Origin of the sequence: Dyadobacter sp. CY347 (genome assembly GCF_021502655.1) — a bacterium.
GTDB lineage: Bacteria > Bacteroidota > Bacteroidia > Cytophagales > Spirosomataceae > Dyadobacter.
The window spans coordinates 1,180,421-1,200,025 of the sequence record NZ_JAKFFT010000004.1 but is presented as its reverse complement, the minus strand read 5'-3'; the positions used below and the strand labels follow the sequence as shown (position 1 = coordinate 1,200,025).

The following is a 19,605-nucleotide window of genomic DNA, read 5'->3' as shown; positions in this document are numbered from 1 at the left end:
AGGTTACTTTTTGAGAATTTTTGGCACTACCCTGAAATTGTCCATTGAAATATCAGCGTCAAGATCTCCTCCGCCATGGAAAAGCAGCCGCGTGTAATAGCCATTTGGATTGACAGCCATTTTTACGCCCAGACTTTCATAACTGGCTGCTATTTCGTTAAACGGAATAACAACCGTCCTCCACTCACCCTTTGTATCGTAAGGAGGTGCCCATTGGTAGGCGTCCGTAAGGAAGTCATTTGCCAAACCGACATTGATTTTTAACAGGTTATTATTGTAAGGCTTCAAAGTATTAACCTCAAATTTCAAGTTGTAATCCGCTGGTCTCAGAATCGCATCATCAGGAATGTTTTTACTGATTGGCCCCATGTCTGCCGGCGGGCCTCCTGCAACTTCCTTCCACTGCCAGCCACTGACAACTTCTTTCACACGAATGTAATTTCCATTGATCGCCACCGGATCGCCTGCGCCTGGCTTGGTGACTACATAAGACTGGTTCCACCAGCCTGTAAAAGGATCATTACTTAAAAAAATGTTACGATTGTCGCGAAACCAGAAATCTGATTTTGTTTCGCCAAAAGCCGTTTTTACCGTCACCTGACCTGGCAGCGCGCCCTGAGGCACACGCACCTGGATGATCTGGTCGGTTACTGAAACCAACTCACCGGTTACGCCACCTGCAAAAGTGACCGTAAGTGGCGGGTAAAAATAATTTCCATTAATGGTCGCAACAGCACCTGTGGCTACGTATTCGGAGTTCATTCCGGTTAGCTCGGGTTCGCTGATCTGCACTTCGAAATCATGTTCGAGCGTCCGGCCGTTTGAAAAAATCATACGCATTTTGTTGTTGATCTCCTTCGGGACCATGGCGGGAACACTCACCAGAATGCTCTTACTGGTAATGTAAGTTGGTGTCAAAACCGCTTTCTGATCATTAAACCATATTTCGGTAACGTCCTGCAAATTTTCCCCTACTATGGCGATCAGATTACTTTGAAGGGCGCCTACCAGCAACGAATCCGAAGAGGCCGGGTTGGTTACACGAACGTAAGTAATGGAAGGTTCACCGTTGTTGTTCACGTCATCTTCCTTACAAGAAATCTGAAATGCAGCCATGAATGCCAGCAAGGCAAACAATAGGGCCGATCTATATCTGTTTTTCATTTGAATGTCAATTTTTTATAAATCCATAATTATTTGCTGTAATAATCAACAGCTGGCTTTTGCAGATTGGGCGCCTGGCTTAGTTCTGCGGACGGGATTGGCAGCAGGAAATTTCCGCTGTTCGCATTGATCGTGCGCTCGGTTGTTGACCAGGCCGTTTTGGTAAATGTCCACGATGTAGGGTTTGGAAAAACATCCGGCGCCGTGGCGAACAATCCCCTATCCTGGCTGTTCAGGATTGCATAGGCTTTCGTGGGATTGTAGTAATGCAGGCTAACCAGGTCATACCACGCCATTCCTTCCATGGCAAATTCCACCAGCCGTTCCTTGAAAATAACGTCCAAAGTCAAAGGCCCTGCGAAAACTGGTAAGCCCGCTCGCGTATGGATCGCATTGTAATATTTTAGCGCAACCGGATCGCTGGTTGAAGCATTGTTTCCCAGAACAGCCTCGGCATATATCAGATACATTTCAGCAAGCCGCATCATGTATGTATCGTGTCCGTAATTCTGCGAAGCCGACAAGCCGCCGACGTCTTTCGCCTTTCCAGTCACGTATTTTTTAATCGACACAAAGTTGTTGTCACCGCCCGGGTTGGGGACAATCAATTTCTGCTCGCCACCCGGGATCGTCTGTGTAATTTCAGAATAGGATGCGCCCGGCAGCATGAATGTCGCTTTCAGCCGCTGATCTGTGGTCCGACCCTGCATACCCGTGGCAGTTTGCTTTATACCCTCATATTGGCCCAGCATCCACCAAGTGGCACTTTTGTCTCCGCCCCAGCCGTCGCCATTTGCAATATCCGGACTAAATGCCAGGTAAGCCGGTGTCGAGTTTTGCGTACCATAAGCGCCGGGTGAATAGACCCATTGGAGCGAGAAAAGCGATTCGGAATTGTTATCATAAGGAAACAGGAACAGATCGCCATAGTTTTTGAGCAGCGATAGGCCGCTTTGCGTAATCACTCTATCAGAAAAGTATTTGGCACTATCCAAAAAAGCCTGGTTTCTGGTTCCCGATCCAGCGGACTCCACGCCTGCACGTGTCAGGTAAAAACGCGCCAACATTCCCTCTGCTGACCATCTTGTCACGCGGCCTGGACGGATGGGAGTCGCCGGCAGATCTTCCGCCACTTGACGCATTTCGCTTGTCAGAAACTTCCAGACACTTTCAGGCGTGTTTCTTGAAACAGTAGTATCGGAAAGCAGTTCCAGGTTATTTTCAATGATCGGCACAGCTCCCCAGTTCATTACAAGCGACCGGTAAGCAACGGCGCGCATAAATCTCGCCTCAGCAATCGCCATTTTCTTGATCGCCGGAGAAACCGCGTCTCCCGCGTACTGATTAATGTTACTGATCGCCAGATTGGACTGACCAACAACTATAAAAAATGAGCGCCACGCAGAACCATTCTCCGGTGTGTTTCCGGTGGTATTAAAAAGCACATTACCGCGATCGTTATAGGCAGAAAATGCCGTTCCCGCCCTGAAATCGCCCAGATTGTAGGATGCTTTGTCATTGTAGTCAAACCACACCTTGCTGTATAGCAATGCGGTCGAAGCCAAAACCTGGTCGTCAGTTTGGTAAAAACCCGCGTCTACAATTGCGTCCACCGGCGGTCTTTCCAGAAAATCTTCTGAGCAGGAAGTTACTGCAAGGAGCGAGACGAATAAGCTGCCGAGATAAAGGATATTATTTAAAATTTTCATCTGATTCGTTTTTAGAAGTCCAATCCAAGGCTAAATGTGTAAATAGGAGTCAGTGGATAACGGCCATAATCAAGTCCGATCGCCTGGTTGCCAGGACTTGAATCTCTTGATACATATGCCCCTACCTCAGGATCAAATCCGGTGTATTTGGTAAATGTGAGCACATTTTGCGCGCCAACTGAGATCCTTGCACCCCTAATTACTTTTTGTTTCAACAAGAATGCTGCCGGCACATTGTAGTTCAACGAAACGTTTTTGAGCCGGATAAATGAACCATCCTCTACCCATTTGTCTGTATGCCGGTTAAAGTTATTGTTAGGCCCATTAGATATGCGCGCCACGTCTGTTCCTGGATTGGACAGCACCACCTCGCCAGCCTCATTCGTAATTGGCTTGGCATAATCCATGGCGTGTACCAGAAGATTGCGGCTCAGGTTAATGTTACTCGCATTAGTGTTGAGCTTGCCGAGGTAATTATAAATGTCATTTCCGTAGGTGCTTGTGAAGAGCAAGCTTAGGTCGAATCCTTTGTAGGAGAATGTATTCGTGAAACCGGCAAACATTTTCGGCCAGGGATTACCAATGTTGGTCAGGTCCATTTCATTTATTTTTCCGTCGCCGTTGATGTCTTTGAATTTGACGTCGCCTACCCAGATGTTATCAATGTTAGTTGGCAGTCGGTCTCCATTGTTATCAACCGGAACCGCGCTACCGTCGATTTCAGCAACATTCTGGAATAGACCTTCTTCCATATAACCCCGAAACAACCACGGTGCTTCGCCCACTTCCGCACGTTGTGTCCAGTCCTGTAACCACCATGATGTACGGTCTACGAATGCGCTTTCAGAATAAAAGGATTTGATTTTAGTCTTAAAACTGGAAATATTCAGGTTGCTTTCCCATTTGAAACCACCCCGGTTGATGTTAATTGTATTGATCGTAAAGCCATAACCCTTATTTTGCAGCGCACCGATGTTCACCGTCGGTGAGCTCACAGCACCCGTACCATTGGTTCCCATATACCAGGGAAGTGGCTTCTCCATCAACAGATTATCGGTGTCTTTGATGTAATAATCCACCTCAAACTGGATTCTATTGTCAAACAATGCCACGTTGATACCGAAGTTGTTGGTTTTGGTTTCTTCCCATTTCAAACCGGGATTACTGTATTTGGTTGGCAAAAAACCTGTGGAAGTAGGCGTTGCCCCCGTTCCTAGCGGCGAGTAAATCCCTCCTCCACCTTGGTTCCCCGTCACACCTGTTTCAAAACGCAGTTTCAGGTCGCTGATTGCAGGTATATTAAAGAAAGACTCTTGCGAAACACGCCAGGCTGCGGACACCGATGGGAAAAAGCCCCATTTATTTTCTTTACCGAAATTGGCTGAACCATCGCGTCGCACGGTCGCCATCACAATGTAGCGATCGCCGTAATTGTAGTTCAACCTCCCCAGATACGACTCCATCGCCCATTCGCCCGAGCCGCCTGAGTTGCTGGATGTTAATGCGTCACCCGCTGCCAGATCGAGAATGTCATTGGTTAAAAATCCGGTTCTGGTTGCACCCACATTTTTATAGGTGGAAGCCTGCGCCTCATGGGTAACCATCACATTGATACTGTGCTTGCCGAGCTGCTTGTTATATTCCAGAAGCTGATTCCAGTTGTAGTAAGTGTTGGTGCCAGTTCCGTTTGTCAGCGAGGCAGTTACGTTTCTTGCCCAGCCAATGGAATAAGATGGAACATAATAAGTCGAGTTTGAAAAGCCCAGGTTTGTATTAAAAGATGAGCGGAAGTTCAGGCCCTTCATGATTTCAATGCCCAGGTTCAACCCGCCCAGAAACTGCCTTCTTGCCAGTTTGTTGGTGGTCAGATTGGCGATGGCGATTGGGTTAACGGGTGCAAATTGGTTGGCACCATTGTTCTCATCGCCCCCACCCCAGGAACCGTCCAGATTTCGAACCGGAACCTGAGGAGTAAGCTGCAAAGCACTCGCAATCACGTTTTCCTGACTTGTCGTGAGATTGTCATTGGTTTGGTTAAAACTGAGATTGGCACCGATGGTCGCCCATTTTCTTGGTTTATTATCCAGATTCAACCTGAAACCATATCTATTAAAACCCGATCCTAATGCAACTCCATCCTGTTTCAGATACTCGCCCGACAAATAGTAAGTTGTCTTGTCATTCCCGCCACTTAGGCTCAGCTGGTGCTTGTTCATGGGAGCGCTTTTGAAGAGCTCCTTTTGCCAGTCCGTTCCAGATCCAAGTAATGATGGATCCAAAAATTCACCGGGCGTATCACCGCCTGCAATGGCATGGTATTCACCCACCATCTGCGCGTATTGCTGCATGTTCATTACTTTCAGCGGCGACGGTGGCGTCTGCAAACTGTACTGGTATCCGTAAGAAATTTTAGTATCTCCCGATTTTCCTCTTTTTGTTGTCACAAGCAAAACACCATTTGTCGCTCTTGAACCGTAAATCGCCGTTGCCGAAGGACCTTGTAAAACTTCAATGGACTCAATGTCAGCCGGGTTCAGCCCCGCAAGTGGATTGGAAGAGCTCTGTGATCCGTATGAAGCCGACTGCCCCGGAATCTGCACGCCATCCACCACATATAAAGGCTCGTTGCTACCGCTGATCGAGTTAACGCCCCGGATATTTACCGAAATTCCTCCACCCGGCTGACCTGAGTTTTGCGTCACATACACACCCGCCGACCGCCCCTGAATGGCCTGTTCAATGGTCGTATTGACCGTTTTCTCAATGTCTTTGGCGGAAACCGAAGTCTGTGCGGTGGTCAGATCGGCGCGTTTCATTTCGCCATATCCTACTACCACCACTTCTTCCAGCGCCTTTGTATCGACAGCGAGGGTTACATTGATGGTGCTTTGCGTGCCTACAGTTATTTCTTTAGACAAATAACCTACAAATGAAAAGATCAGCACCGAGCTGTTTCCCGGAACTGCCAGCGCGTACTTCCCGTCTGCGCTCGTGGTTGTTCCCTGCGTTGAGCCTTTGATTACAATGCTGACACCCGGCAGCGGCTCGCCTTTGTCATCTACAACCTTGCCTGTCACCTCAATGATGGGCAGCTGATTTCCCGCGCTATTTCTGGTATTCACACCTCGAACGCTAAGGGCATATACGTCATTATTAGCCTGCATTACTGCCATCGTCAAAACACAAGCTGCCCACTTCTTCATTTCTCTGAGCTTAACGTAATTAAGCACTGGCACCAGGCGGGTGACAGCCGCGGCACAGGCGCGTCGATTTAGTAAAGCATGTTTCATACTTTCCAATTTTTGGTTTTAAGGTATAATTCGATTAATGTCAAATCCTTCGGCGGCAAATTAAAATGCGCTATTTGCCATAGATATTTTTGAGATCGTTTTCAAACAACGTGTACTTATCATTATAAAACTTTTCAAAATCCGGTACGGCTGCATGTCCGGGAAATGGGACATAATAATGGGTGGGGCTTTTGGTATCATTGCGCCAAACAAGCACATAAGCCAGATTCAACTTGTTCTTTTGAAGCACTTTAAGCAGCACATCCGTATACCAAACCGGATTCACAATGGATTCAAGACCTGTCTCAGTCATTGCGGCCAGCTTTGTGTTTTCCAGTGCAAAGTCATTCACGATTTTGAGTTTTTTAATGGCCTGTTCCAAGTTGTACTTGCCATCGCGACCCATATCTCCATAGTTGTCCATGCCCACAAGATCAACCCATTCATTTCCCGGATAGCGCTCACTGAACTCAGCGACAGTGTTGAATTTGTTATCCGGAGAAAATGCATAAATCAGATTATGAACATCCAGACTATCCCGCAGATACCCGGCAGTAAATTGCCACAATGACTTGAATTCATCCGGCGTGCAATGTGACTTGCCCCACCAAAACCAATCACCGTCAAATTCATGATAGGGTCTGAAGATAAGCGGAATTTGCTCTCCATCGGCACCTTTCAGACTTTTGAACCAGCCAGCCAAACCCTGTAAAATGAGTTTGTAATCCTCATGGTTTTTACCTCCCGGAACAATGTATTTTACTGCAGGCAATGAAATGGAATCTTTCCAGTAAAAACCACCGCCCGAAACCGGATTAGAAAAATGCCAGGAGATGGTTGTAATGCCACCACGTGCATAAGTATCGGTGACGAGTTGTCTTAAACGCTCTTCACTCTTTTTTATGGATTCTGCAGGCCTGCCTGTCAACGGCGCAATGTCCACACCAATAACTGCCGGATGCGCGCCGACGACCGATTTCACATCCGATCTTCCAGCTTCGTCTCGCCAGCCGTGCCCATAATCAGTCGCATCCTGATGTCCAAAAAGGATGTGCTTTTTGGCAAGCTTGTGCATATTCTGGTATAGTGCCGCCGTCTCTCTTGTTGCTTTCGGGTCTATCAGTTTTTGCGCCCGGGTCACAGCATTTGAGGTAAAAAAGAAAACGGTTAAAGCGATTAATATTCTAATCATTTTAAAAATTAATGTAACATGAAGATCCAACAGGATAAATAGAATTTTATCCAGCAAAAATAGGACGAATCAGCATGGACATAGAATAAGGAAAACCCTACTTTTTTAAAACTTAGGGTTTTCCCTTGGAGTCAGTTCAACTGTGCTGAGAGCAGCACAATGCTTAGCCAACCTTGTATCTACGTTTTCTGCAAAGCATGCGATCCTGAAAAACATACCCAACAATCTGCAACCGGTAACTTACATTCCCTGGCCTGTAAAATATACCTGAACTTCCCAAAGGATTTATATAAATTGCCTTTTTAACAAAAACCGTCTCTGTATGACACATGCTACCTCCAATCCAAAGATCCACGAAGGCCGCAACCTGAAAAGATTTCGAGAAATGCTCGGGATAAAACAAGATTTCCTTGCATTTGAGCTCGGCGAAGAATGGAACCAGCAAAAAATCTCATTGCTCGAACAGAAGGAAAAGATTGATGCCGATGTTTTGGAGCAGGTTTCGGCAATTCTGAAAATTCCGGCTGAGGCGATTCGGAATTTTGATGAAGAGAAGGCGGTGAACATTATATCAAATACCTTTCACGATTCGTCAGTAGCAAACGGTGTCTTTCATAATCCGATTTACCACCCAATTGACAAACTAATGCAGCTTCATGAAGAGAAGATTGCATTGTATGAGCGTATGTTGAAGGAGAAGGATGAGATGATGGCTAGGTTGGAGCGGTTGATTGGGAAATAGCAGAAAAATAGCACACTATAAAAAACCAGTGACACGTGACACGTTTCGTGTTGCATTCATGTTATGATTGTAAGTTACCGACATAAAGGCTTGGAGCTTTACGCAACCAGGGGCGACCGTTCAAAGTTACAGCAACCACATATTCCTAGAATAAAACTGAATTTGACCAGGTTAGATGCGGCCAATGCACCAGACAAAATGAACGAAGTAGGGTATCATTTTCACGCGTTGAGAGGTGATTTAAAAGGGTTTTATTCGGTCAGAGTATCAGGGAACTGGCGTATTATCTTTCGTTTTGTTGGAGAGAACGCCGCAGATGTTGATTATGTAGATTATCACTAAACAGAGGCACTATTATGGCTTTATTTGATCCGGCCCATGCAGGCGAAGTTATTCGAGAAACACTTGACGGGATTTATGAGGAAACAGGGCAAAAACTTACAGTTGAGCAGGTTGCCGCAGTATTAGGGACAACCCGCAAAACGCTGTCTGCAATTATCAATGGAAAATCTGCTGTGTCGCCAGAAATGGCAATTCGTTTAGGCGCGGCATTTCCTAACACTGACGCCGAGTTTTGGTTATCCGTACAGAAAAATTATGATCTTGCACAGGCTAGAAAGCGCGTGGATGCATCTAAAATTCGTGCAATATGGGAGCCGAAGGCGTTGCAGCCTGCGTAAACACTGCAGATATGATAACTTATAAACTAGGGAGATTGTTGATTTGACTATTTGAATGAGCGGAAGTTAAAGGATAAGGATATGATTATGGGGCGGTTTGAGCGGCTGGTTAGGAGGAGTTATGAGATTTGGTTACGCATAAATGATTCAGTTTAATGGTTTTCAAACCTTTAAATTATTCGACGTTCTATTTGTCCAGACCGGCCCTAATCATCAAAAATTGATGCATTGGAGACTCAGCCCCTTTCCACTTTTTCCCATTTATAAGCCATTGCTCATAATGACATATCCAAAGAGCAGTTAGAGGAATAAGGTCTCTGCTTACAAACAACCGTCTAAACGGTGAAATGTCTGGCGGATAATACAAACAAAGACTTGTATCAGGATACATGTGTATTGCAATACTCGGCTTAATTTTTGGATGTAAGATGAAGACCTTATGATATCCCTGAGAATAAAATTTCACCTCGACCTTATATTCATTCTTGTAATCTTCATCACGAACTTCAAAATTAGCCGTTAGCACGGTACCATCTAAACGTAACCGACACGCTGGAAAAAAGTGTTTGACTAACTCTTGCTGAACCAGTAAGTTTAACCTCGATGGCTCTTCGTCATAAATCGCTCGTAATTTCATAGTGATTTCTTTCTTTCGGAACTGACAGACCGTGAGATCCGGCCACGATTTGAATTTTGGAATTAACCGTTAATATTCCCGATTCAAGAAGTTTCGACTTTTCTTGGAGCCTTTCATTTCTAGCATCTTCCTCGGATAAGGGAGGGAATTCTTCACCAAAAAGCTCACGCCAATACTTTATTTGATCGCTCACATTTTCTGAATCAAATGCTAATCTTGCTGTCGCCGCCGCATCTTTAACATGATCATAAAAATTGATAAAGTCGGAATCCGAAACCCGCTTCCATACATTGTGAGACGTTACTCCTCGGTCAATAAGTTCTGGTGTCTTTTCCGTTAAACGGTTCCAGCGGTATGTTGCTAAAATTTTATCAAGCGTTTTGACTACTCCCTCAGCGACTGACTTTATATCATCTGGGCAACAATCTCCGATCATGTGCTCTATTGGATAGCCTTTTGGATATTTTCTATTTGTAAGCTTACCCATACGCCACCACTTTAAAGCTTTTACCACATTGACGTAATGAGAATTAGTAGCCTTGTTTTTATCCCTGGTCCAACGGATTTGCTCCAAAGGATTTGTCTCTTCCCAATCTTCTTTTTCCCGATCCGGAATGTATAAAGATTCTGCCTTCCATTCCTCAGATTTGCGCAAAGACTCAAACATCGATGAGGTCCACGCATCCCGCCTTTCCGGTGCAGTCCACTCGTAAGTCATACGCCAGTCGTTTCCCAGTTCTTCCAGGTTTCGGGTATCTGTAACGCTTTCCATTCCCAACACCTTTTGATTAACCTCGGAAGGTGCTGATGTTATCACTAAGTCCATGTCAACATCAGGAAGCGTTATACTAATCGATCTTCCTTGAAACTTATATGCACCAGGATAATGTATATCTAAAAAGGCGCGGAAATATTCTAAGGCTTGATTAGGGGTAACTTTATTTCTGTCAAAATTAGTTACCACAACAACATCCACATCAGCTCTTTTTGCATTTTTGTCCTTTAAGGCCGTTGCTCTACGATAGCTCCCTTGTAAGAATGTGGTGACAATCACATTCTTTAATTTGGGATCTTCGGCAAGACTTGACCTAAGCGTAGTATGCCCCTCAATCAGGTTCTTTTTCTGCTTCGGCGTCAGCCGAATGTTAGAAAGAAAAAGGTTAAAGTAAGATGATGTGTTCATTTGTTCATTGTTAGTGGTGAGAATACTTTAATATGTTGACCAAATTCCCAATAAACTGCGTCCGGAAATTTGCTGCTGCAAATCGATTAAGTCGTTCATTATCGAGATTTATTCTACCATTCCCGAAATAAAAGCAGTAATTGGAACATCCCATTACGAAGTTTTCTACTTCGCCGGGCTCCCAATGTCCACCGTCATTATTTATTACCAAAACATCATTCTCGTTAAATACAGCATTATTAAGCTGATTCACATTTGTCAATGCTTTTACTTGGAAACCATTTTTTTGCAACATTTCATAGTGGTAATTATCCTCGCAAGTTGGATGAGACATTAAAACTATTTGATGCTTTGACTTCATTACTTTTTCCAAATCGTAATCTTTGAGAAGGCTTAAGAAGTCGTCACGCCTATCTGTAAGTAGCTTTGCTATTTTTTCTTCAGCTTGTTCTTTAACTTTTCTCGGAACGTATTTTAAAATAAGCCAGGCCCAAACAGCCACGCTTCCGACGCCGAAACACATCAATACCCAAGCCCAATTTTCAAATGGCTTAATTTTATCCAAGTCTTCTCTAAACTCCTTATTTTCTTTTTGTAAATCTTGGATCTCACCTTTAATCTTCTGCAACTCCCCGTCATGCAATTGTACATCTTTTGCAGGTGAATTCTGCGAGATCTTACGAGTGCTATCTTGCGCGACGACATCATAACTAGTCAGCAGTATTATGGTAGAAAGCACTACCAAATGTGGCCAATCTAATATTGTCAACAGTTTTAATCTCATAGCGGTGTTAGAGTTGATAGACAAGTATACGGTATAACAATTAAACAACTTTAAATTGTTTAAAGTTTGGTTTGTTAAAATTCCTGTAAACATTTTCTATTTTTAAAAGTATTAAACTATTGATAAACAAATACATAGAGTCATAAAGTTGTAAACTTTCAAATTTTTTAATTAAATTAATTTGCCAAATGTTACAACTTGTGAAAATAAATTTTGTGAGAGCCACTAAAATTTGAGTCTATGCAATTACATAGTGGTAAGTCAGTTTCTTCAGTTGAGCTGAAAACGTAAAATAAATCTCCTTATCTTCGTGTACACAAATTCGTACACCCATGAGAATCATAACAGCCAGGGAATTTCGGGGGAAGCAGAAGGATTATCTCGATCTTGCCGAGAAGGAGCGGGTTATCATTCACCGGGGAAAGAATAAGAAGTCAGTTTTACTCACGCCAATTGATGAAAGAACTGAAACTGATGTCTTTTTTTCGGACCCGCAAGTATTAAATGCCATTAAAGAAGGTATTGAGGACGTGAAGGCTGGAAGAGTGACTTCCATTCGCGACCTTAAAAATATATGGGCAGATATTCTGTAACCTTCTCCGATAGAGCAAAAAAAGACCTTTCATTTTTACATAAATCCGGCGGCAAGTCACTCGTAAAACGTATCGAGCGCATTTTCGAAGAGCTTGGTGAAGATCCTTACAGCGGAATCGGCAAACCTGAGCAACTCAAAAATAATCTTTCCGGACTATGGTCGCGGCGCATTGATAAAAAGCATCGCCTTGTTTACCAAATCATTGAAAAAACTGTTACTGTCTTTGTAATTGCTGCGAAAGGGCATTATGACGATAAGTAGCTGGGATACGGTCAGCGTCCAGCCTGAACGATTTGAACATTCCTTACAATTGCTTCTTCTACTTTTTCCGGATTGTGGGAACAGATGTACAAACCCACAAAAAGAGGGTTCGGTAAGTCAGGCATTTTATGCGAACCAACAATCTGTAAGGCCTCCCCTTTTTTTGCAACCCGCATTGTGTACTCGTCGCCTTTTCGCTCTACCTGAATCGTCTGAATATTTTTTTCAGGACTAAAAATTTCGTCTTCGGGATCACGCATTGCCATGCCTTTCTTAACTCGCCATTGAAGCACGGTCAAGCCATCGCCGTGCGCTACGGCACTGATGTGCGCGGCATCGTCGGTCAGCGATTCGCGAACCATCCAGCCTACTTTTCGATGTGGATCAGTACCGGCTCCGACGCCAGTTGGCATGTCAGCGGTGAAGCTGATTGAAATAGCGATCGTTACCGCAAAGAGAAAAGAGCTTACTGGACGCATAGATTAAAAAGGTTTTTTTAAAACTTAGGGAAAACTCTAAATAAAGAACCAGAACTCAATTTTGGATTCTTAAGTCACAAGCACTTCTGCTTTTTGTAGCTTTTGCATGGGCAATGAAATCATAACAGATGTTCCTTTCCCGGTTTCGCCGTGCCACATGACGTGCCCGCCGAGGTAGGCAATGCGGGATTTAATGTTAGCCATGCCACTTCCGGTTGATAGCAGATTATCGAAATCAGCTCCCAGGCCATCGTCATCAACACTGATCAAGGTTGTTTCTTCATTGACCATAAGCTGAACCGTCACCACCTGGGCGTGTGCGTGTTTCAGCGCGTTGTTGAGCAACTCTTGAACTACCCGGTAAATCATCACGGCAGCTTCATCGCCCAAAGGTGGCATCTCGCCGTAGTGGTCTAATATAAGCTTTGTTTTATTTACCAGATTTAGTTTTTGAACCAGATCTTCCAGCGCCGGAACTAGGCCGAAGGTTGACAACGCATATGGTCTCAGATCATTGGAGATCAGCCGGGTTTCGGTACAGGCTTCATCCAGAAACTGGTTCAAGGGTTCCTTGACGGATACAGGCAATTCTTCCTGATGCGCTTCAATGAATAGTTTGATTCGTGAAAGTTGAATTCCCAGACCATCGTGCAAATCACGCGCAATCCGACTCCGTTCGCCTTCCTGACCTTCGATCATGGCACGTAGCGATTTAAGCTCCAATTGTCGAATCTGTTGCTGGGCGATGACCGTATGCTGATGATCGATTAGTTTCTGCTGACGCCTTAGATACGCAAGTGTAAACACGCCTATAATACTGATAAGAAAACCTATAAATAGCGCAGAATTCAATACGTTCTGATTGCGACTTTGTTCTTCAATCAGTTGCTTTTCAACCGCCAGGGTTTTGATTTGACTATCTAGTTCCTGCAAACGAATACTTTTTGTTTGTTCGGATGCGTAAAATTGGACCGTATAATCGAGCGTTTTTAATGACCAATCGTACGCTTTTTTATAGTCACCCATACGAGAATAGCTATCCGCCGTGTGCCGCGACAATTCCCGCATCATGCCCAAACTGCTTTCCGCCTTGGACAGGTTATAGCTTTTCTGGTAGGCTTCAATAGCAGCCAGACCATTATGTCTGAACTGCTCGACCAGGCCCAGGTAAAAGTGATTTAAGGCAATTAACCAGTTCACTTTTAATCGATCTGATATGATCAGACTTCGGCTTGCAAAATAGTATGCAGAATCGGGCTGCTTGGCTAGTAAGTATGTATTCGCCAGCAGACTAAGAGCATATGCCTGAGAACGAGGCTGGTTGTACTTTACGCTAAGCCGCTCGGTTTCGCGCAGGTGTGTTTTGAACCCGGCCGGCATAGGTTCTGCATGTTGAGCGATATTGTCCAAACCCAAACGAGATTCGATGACTTTGGGCATGTTATGGGTTCGCTCGAAATATTGCTGGGCCTTTTTCAGATATTTTTCAGCGTAAGTATGCATGAAATAGTCCTGCGAATAGTAGTCCCCGATCACCAGATACTGATTGAAATATCCCAGTGAGTCGCCCATCAGGCTGTAATATTTCAAGCTGCTTAAATAAGAATCCATCGTATACTTATTGTATCCGTACTGCCGATGGTATAGTTTACCCAAGGAATCGTAAGCCTTTGCAGCCTGACTGTAATGCTTATCCTGCACCAACATTTCAATCTGTCTTTTTAAGCTATCAACAGACGTCGTGTCGGTTACCGCCTTGACGGATTGAAACCCGCTTGTTAGTATAACTACGAAAAGAAAAATGATCCACCAACCAGATCGCAGAGAACAGCATTTCATGAGCATTACTTGTAATGACAAAATAAAACTAATCAATCATTTGCATCTCCATAGCCGTCTTTATCAGTAGGGCTGTGTTAGGAACACCGAACTTCATCAAGAGACTACTTCGATGAAATTCAATTGCTTTGGCGCTCACAAATAACTGGGTGGCCATCTGCTGCGTTGTTAGTCCCTGCGCAATGCGTATCAGCACTTCCGATTCGCGAGGGCTGAGGTGTGGTTTTGCCCCAGTGCCGGCCGTTGACCTTCTGGTCTTGGGACTATCGTTCAGCAGAATTTGCGTGATCGATTCATTAAAATATTGCTTCTCGTGGTGAACCGCCTGGATGGCCTGTAGCAACTCCGATTTAGTAGTATTCTTCAACAAATAGCCTTTCGCGCCTTTTTTCACGACCCGTTTAATGAGACTAGCGTCGTCGTGCATAGTCAGTGCTACCACTTTTGTTTCCGGGTATGTCCGGCCTATAAACTCACAGAGGCCGAGGCCGTCTTCAATATAGGGAAACGAAATATCAAGTAACACGACGTCAATCGCGGTCTGGCTTAATCGCTCAATAACTGACTGAACCGTGTAGCAGCGTTCAGTCACTTCAATATCAAGTGATCCCGAAATAAGCGACTCAATGCCTTCAACAAAGACATTATGGTCATCTGCGATGAGGACTCGTATCATGTATATGTATAAATTTATCCCTCGAAAGTACGATGAATCAGCCGGGAACATCAATCAAACAGTTCCCATCTTGTAAATTTTAGGGAAAACCCTAAGGACATTATTTAGAAATCAGACTTCATATATTAAGTTGCTGGTTCGGGTAAAGCAACTTACGAAAAGCAGCGGGTGACATGCCGGTTTTCTGTTCATCTGCTTCCAATCTTCCACATCAATGTCGTACTTTTGCGCGCCCAATCCCAAAACATCCCTTCATGAATGCTACTGATCAACTGGGACAAGCTCCGATTAAGACTCTATTTTTTCAAAATTACGGACCTGCTATTATTAGCTTGCTGTCCTCCATTCTGCATCAGGTGATTAATGGAATTATCCTCGGACAGCAAGTAGGAAAAGAAGGGCTGGCAGCGGTGGGGTTATACGGCCCTGTCGTGATAGTCCTGGTCGCATTGAGCTTGCCTGTTATGATTGGCGGAGGAGTGTTGATTGGCAAAAGTATAGGAGCCGGGGACTTTAAAAAAGTCCAGGAAGTCTTTCAGTTCGCAACCACCCTAGTCATTTTAATTGGTGGCTGCGTAGCCGTTAGTGCGCCGTTTCTGGCTGTTCCGCTAGGCCGGTTCCTGGCAGGCGCAGACCATGTAACCTTGGCCCAAAATACTGCTGATTATGCTTTTTGGCAACTAGTCAGCCTCCCTTTTTTCTTCCTTGGAATGATCTGGGGGAACTTTGTCAGGGCGAACAATGCGCCAAAGGTGTCACGGAATGCGTCGATTTGTGCGGCCGCAGTGAATATCGTTCTCGATTTAATATTGATCGTTGGCTTAGATCTTGGCGTAAAAGGTGCGTCCATAGCAACAGCAGTGGCCTTAGCCACCGGTGCCGCCTATCTTTTTGTATTTATTTCCAAGGGTAATACGCATCTTAGTTTTTCGGCATTTCGCTTTACTTTGATCTTTTCGCAGTGGAAAGAGTATCTAAAAATCGGGCTGCCCTCGTTCGCGTCTGAAATCGCATTTTCATCTGGCCTGCTGTTTATCAACCAGTCGTTGATCAGGCACGGTTCCACGGCTGTAGCTGCGTTTGGTTTAGTCAATTACCTTAGTTTTTTGCTCATCCGGCCGTTTACCGCTGCAATGATCGCCGCGCTTCCGATTATGTCGTTTAACATCGGCGCAAAACAACCGAAGCGGGTCTTGGAGACTTTACGTTTTTCCCTGGGCTTTACCGTTGTATTAGGGATTGTGGTGACCGCGATTGGTTTGTTCCTTTCCGACCAGCTCATTTCCTTATTTTCCGGGGATCAGAATATCGAGTACCGCGAAACTGCGAGCCAGGCAATGGGTTTATACTTTTTGTTATTTTTAGCGGCGGGGCCCAACTACTTGCTAGCAGCTTTTTTTCAAAGCACAGGCAAAACATTCCTGTCCCTCCTGGTCAACTTATTAAAAGGTTTTTTGCTCATTGTTCCAGCACTTATGATCCTTCCGGATTATTTCGGACTGCCGGGCATTTGGCTGTCCAGGTCTCTGGCCGAAATATTGACGCTTATCATCATTGCGGCATATACTATGTGGTACAAGAGTCGATATTATGCGGCCGGTGCCATTGTACGATAAAATTATAGATCTACAACACACGCAAATGCGATTTTGCAGTTGGGCGAGCCAATGCTTTTTGACTTGCCCAAATCGAACATCTGGTCTGTGCCAGTAGTTTGATATAAATCAGGTCAGACCCAGGTCTGCGGCGATCTTGATGACGGTGGCCGTATTAGGGGCACCGAATTTTTCGATCAGGTTTTTCCGGTGACTTTCGACTGTGTGGGTGCTGATAAAAAGTGCTGCTGCAATCTGCTGCGTAGTATGCCCGGTCCCGATCAGTTGCAGGATCTCTTTTTCCCGTCTGGTAAGACGGGGAATTTCCTTCTGATCGCTGGGTGGACTGCTGTTCAGAACGGCCTGCGTGCCCTGGCAAAGATAAACCTGTCCGTCCATGGCCGCGTGTAATGCAGTGATGATGTCGCTCCCGATCGCATTTTTGAGCACATAGCCGCTGGCCCCGCTTTGCAGCATGCCCATGATCACCGTCCGCTCATTGTGAACGCTTAATGCGATGATTTTAACAGCCGGAAATTTTTGCTTGATTTTCTGACATAAGCTGACCCCATTGATATCGGGCAGATTAATGTCCATCAGCATCGCATCCGGGACCGTAGTTTCCAGCGCATCCAGCACGGCTGAGCCGGTTTGGTACATGCCTGAGACCTCCATTTCTTCCCTGCTTTCGAGCAAATTTCGCAGGCCGTCGAGCACAATCGGATGATCGTCAATGATAAATACTTTCATAGCATGTCACATTCTACCGTTACAGTTGTTCCTTTTTGCGGTGCAGACTGGATTTCAAACCGCGCGTTCAGAAAATCGGCGCGTGCTTTGATGTTGGAAAGCCCCGCCCCTGCTTTCGTGTTGGTTTTATGCATGGCAAAACCCTTGCCATCGTCCTCCACAGTCACAAATAATGTATCGCCACTTTGCTGAATAATGACCAGGATCTGCGACGCCTCGGCATGTTTCAATGCATTGTTGACCAATTCCTGAATGATCCGGTAAAGTACAACTTGTTTTTCCCTGGGCATGGAATCTTTGTAATTAAAGACCTGGCAAACCAGATTAGCACCGGTTTCTTTCAGGTTTTTGCAAAATTCCTTAGTGGCTTCCGCAAGCCCGTATTTCATCAGGATCTCCGGCATGAGGCTGCGTGCAATCCTGCGGAGCTCATTAACCGCTTCATCCAGATGTGAAAGTGTGGTTTGTATCCCCGATTTCATCGGAAGAGCTGGCTTGTCAGACAACTGCGAAAGCTCTATCTTAATGCTGCTCAGCAAGCCGCCCAAGCCATCGTGCAAGTCCCGGGCCAGGCGCGTGCGCTCCTGTTCCTGCCCTTCGAGCATGGCAGAGAGCATGGAAATGCGGTGATCTTGTTTTATTTTTTGCAGTTCCAGCTCGTGCAGTTGCTGCTGCTGCGCCCACAGTCTTTTATTGTTTCGGTAAAATAATAAAACCAGCACCGTAACCACCAGCATAAACAAACAAACGATTGCCAAAAGCCAGCTTATCAGCCTGTTGTTCTTGATTGTCAATGCTGCCCGTTCATTTTTGGCCTGTAATTCATTGATCTTCTTTTCTTTCTCAACCGATTTATATTTGGCTTCCAGATCGGCAATATCAGCTTTCGTGCGTTCCTGATAGGAGCTGTCGGCGAGCTCGGTATATTTGTGAAGCCACTGGTAAGCGCCGGTCATATCGCCCACCTTCTCACTGGTCTGGGCAAGCTCGTAATAATACAGCATCCGGTCCTGGGAGCGCGTAATCGGCGGCTTACTTCGCATGATAGCCGTCATTGTCTGCAATGCTTTCTGATAATTTTCCTGCGCTTTGTAGGTAAAATAAATTTGGAGCATAATGCCGCGGCGGTCATAAGCTTTGCCAAGCTTATCTGCGAGCAAAATGCCCTTACCAAAACTTTCCATGGCATTCGCATACTGGCGCAACCGGGAGTAATACATGCCCTCCACCAGGTAAAAATCGATGAGATAAACCGAGTTTGGGTCTTCTGAAAGTATGCCGTAAGCACTGTCCAGCATTGGGCGAACCGGCGGATAATCTTTGAGGTAAATGTAATTTTTAGAGGCAAACATATATGCATCAGCCATTTCAAGAGACTCAGGCGCTATTTTCTCCAAAATGGAAATCGCCGAGCTGAGATAACTTTTGGCTTTGGTATAATCGAGCTGGTTGGAGAAAATCATACCGAGATTATGGTAATTCCGGGCCATCCGTGCGCTGTCGCCTGCCTGCTGGGAAAGCGGGATCACATGGTCCAGCAGGATGCTTGCATATTGCAGCTCGTCGTCCTGCCGCTGCTTCAAGGCGCCGTAATTGTTCCAGGCCCTGGCCCGGTAAACAAGCGCCGCCTTCCCGGCAAACCGCCTCAGCAGTTGTTCCGCGCGCAAGTAGCCTGCCTCACTCCTGGCAAAGTCCGTATCAAAATAAACGCCGGCCGTGTAGAATTGCACGAGCGCAGCTTGGAACGAGTTTTGTTTCGCATAACCAGCTGCCTTTTTCACATATTGCATCGCCACCGACGTATCCTTGTCGCTGTAATAGTCCGAGAGTAAAAACAATGTTTCAACGCGCAATGAATCACTCTGCTTGCGTTTCAGGGCATTTTGCAAACTATCGACATAACTAACACCTGTAACCGGGCTCTGCGCGTGAAGATGCACAGCTTGCAGGGCCATCAACGCCAAAAGCAAATAATTGATTATGAAGATTTTATTTCTCAAAACATTCCGGCTTCCCGGCGATAAATGAT

General features: G+C 45.3%; 17 protein-coding genes. 6 read left to right on the top strand and 11 right to left on the bottom strand.

The genetic code is table 11. The annotated features are described in order from the left end of the window. Positions 1 to 3: 3 nt before the first annotated feature. The 4 genes from L0659_RS13235 to L0659_RS13220 all read right to left on the bottom strand — a co-directional run bounded on the left by L0659_RS13235 (position 4) and on the right by L0659_RS13220 (position 7,355). Positions 4 to 1,164 carry a glycan-binding surface protein gene (locus tag L0659_RS13235; RefSeq protein WP_235126555.1) on the bottom strand — a complete coding sequence of 387 codons (1,161 nt, stop codon included), beginning with the start codon at positions 1,162 to 1,164 and terminating at the stop codon, positions 4 to 6. 29 nt (positions 1,165 to 1,193) lie between these two features. Next, positions 1,194 to 2,873 carry a RagB/SusD family nutrient uptake outer membrane protein gene (locus L0659_RS13230; RefSeq protein WP_235126554.1) on the bottom strand — a complete coding sequence of 560 codons (1,680 nt, stop codon included), beginning with the start codon at positions 2,871 to 2,873 and terminating at the stop codon, positions 1,194 to 1,196. Between the two features lie 11 nt (positions 2,874 to 2,884). Then, positions 2,885 to 6,163 carry a TonB-dependent receptor gene (locus L0659_RS13225; protein WP_235126553.1) on the bottom strand — a complete coding sequence of 1,093 codons (3,279 nt, stop codon included), beginning with the start codon at positions 6,161 to 6,163 and terminating at the stop codon, positions 2,885 to 2,887. A gap of 70 nt (positions 6,164 to 6,233) precedes the next feature. After that, positions 6,234 to 7,355: a glycoside hydrolase family 26 protein gene (locus L0659_RS13220; protein ID WP_235126552.1), complete on the bottom strand. Its 1,122-nt coding sequence runs from the start codon at positions 7,353 to 7,355 to the stop codon at positions 6,234 to 6,236. A 322-nt stretch (positions 7,356 to 7,677) separates the two neighbouring features. On the opposite strand from L0659_RS13220, the gene L0659_RS13215 reads away from it, so the two are divergent. The 3 genes from L0659_RS13215 to L0659_RS13205 all read left to right on the top strand — a co-directional run bounded on the left by L0659_RS13215 (position 7,678) and on the right by L0659_RS13205 (position 8,777). Beyond that, positions 7,678 to 8,097 carry a helix-turn-helix transcriptional regulator gene (locus L0659_RS13215; protein ID WP_235126551.1) on the top strand — a complete coding sequence of 140 codons (420 nt, stop codon included), beginning with the start codon at positions 7,678 to 7,680 and terminating at the stop codon, positions 8,095 to 8,097. Between the two features lie 63 nt (positions 8,098 to 8,160). Beyond that, positions 8,161 to 8,439 carry a type II toxin-antitoxin system RelE/ParE family toxin gene (locus L0659_RS13210; RefSeq protein WP_235126550.1) on the top strand — a complete coding sequence of 93 codons (279 nt, stop codon included), beginning with the start codon at positions 8,161 to 8,163 and terminating at the stop codon, positions 8,437 to 8,439. A gap of 14 nt (positions 8,440 to 8,453) precedes the next feature. Then, positions 8,454 to 8,777 carry a HigA family addiction module antitoxin gene (locus tag L0659_RS13205; RefSeq protein ID WP_235126549.1) on the top strand — a complete coding sequence of 108 codons (324 nt, stop codon included), beginning with the start codon at positions 8,454 to 8,456 and terminating at the stop codon, positions 8,775 to 8,777. Positions 8,778 to 9,391: 614 nt separating this feature from the next. Here L0659_RS13205 and L0659_RS13200 read toward each other — a convergent pair. Beyond that, on the bottom strand, positions 9,392 to 10,597 hold the full coding sequence (locus tag L0659_RS13200; RefSeq protein WP_235126548.1) for an SMODS domain-containing nucleotidyltransferase: 1,206 nt from the start codon (positions 10,595 to 10,597) through the stop codon (positions 9,392 to 9,394). A 10-nt stretch (positions 10,598 to 10,607) separates the two neighbouring features. After that, on the bottom strand, positions 10,608 to 11,381 hold the full coding sequence (locus L0659_RS13195; protein ID WP_235126546.1) for an NARF domain-containing protein: 774 nt from the start codon (positions 11,379 to 11,381) through the stop codon (positions 10,608 to 10,610). A 332-nt stretch (positions 11,382 to 11,713) separates the two neighbouring features. On the opposite strand from L0659_RS13195, the gene L0659_RS13190 reads away from it, so the two are divergent. Then, positions 11,714 to 11,974 (top strand): prevent-host-death protein, encoded by a 261-nt coding sequence (locus L0659_RS13190; protein ID WP_235126545.1) that lies wholly within the window; start codon positions 11,714 to 11,716, stop codon positions 11,972 to 11,974. Continuing rightward, positions 11,956 to 12,237 carry a Txe/YoeB family addiction module toxin gene (locus tag L0659_RS13185; RefSeq protein WP_235126544.1) on the top strand — a complete coding sequence of 94 codons (282 nt, stop codon included), beginning with the start codon at positions 11,956 to 11,958 and terminating at the stop codon, positions 12,235 to 12,237. The genes L0659_RS13190 and L0659_RS13185 overlap by 19 nt, the downstream gene beginning before the upstream one ends. Positions 12,238 to 12,248: 11 nt before the next feature. Here the strand turns inward: L0659_RS13185 and L0659_RS13180 are convergent, their stop codons facing one another. The 3 genes from L0659_RS13180 to L0659_RS13170 all read right to left on the bottom strand — a co-directional run bounded on the left by L0659_RS13180 (position 12,249) and on the right by L0659_RS13170 (position 15,231). Further along, positions 12,249 to 12,716 carry a hypothetical protein gene (locus L0659_RS13180; RefSeq protein WP_235126543.1) on the bottom strand — a complete coding sequence of 156 codons (468 nt, stop codon included), beginning with the start codon at positions 12,714 to 12,716 and terminating at the stop codon, positions 12,249 to 12,251. A 69-nt stretch (positions 12,717 to 12,785) separates the two neighbouring features. Continuing rightward, positions 12,786 to 14,423: a sensor histidine kinase gene (locus L0659_RS13175; RefSeq protein WP_235126542.1), complete on the bottom strand. Its 1,638-nt coding sequence runs from the start codon at positions 14,421 to 14,423 to the stop codon at positions 12,786 to 12,788. A gap of 160 nt (positions 14,424 to 14,583) precedes the next feature. After that, a complete protein-coding gene (locus L0659_RS13170; RefSeq protein WP_235126541.1) occupies positions 14,584 to 15,231 on the bottom strand; it encodes a response regulator transcription factor in 648 nt (215 codons plus the stop codon). Positions 15,232 to 15,485: 254 nt separating this feature from the next. On the opposite strand from L0659_RS13170, the gene L0659_RS13165 reads away from it, so the two are divergent. Next, positions 15,486 to 16,847 (top strand): MATE family efflux transporter, encoded by a 1,362-nt coding sequence (locus L0659_RS13165; protein WP_235126540.1) that lies wholly within the window; start codon positions 15,486 to 15,488, stop codon positions 16,845 to 16,847. A gap of 108 nt (positions 16,848 to 16,955) precedes the next feature. Here L0659_RS13165 and L0659_RS13160 read toward each other — a convergent pair whose 3' ends face one another. Next, the gene (locus tag L0659_RS13160; protein ID WP_235126538.1) at positions 16,956 to 17,576 is read right to left on the bottom strand and encodes a response regulator transcription factor; all 621 of its coding nucleotides are present in this window, start codon (positions 17,574 to 17,576) and stop codon (positions 16,956 to 16,958) included. Beyond that, a complete protein-coding gene (locus tag L0659_RS13155) occupies positions 17,573 to 19,576 on the bottom strand; it encodes a sensor histidine kinase (protein WP_235126536.1) in 2,004 nt (667 codons plus the stop codon). Before L0659_RS13155 ends, L0659_RS13160 begins: the two co-directional genes overlap by 4 nt. Between the last annotated feature and the right edge of the window lie 29 nt (positions 19,577 to 19,605).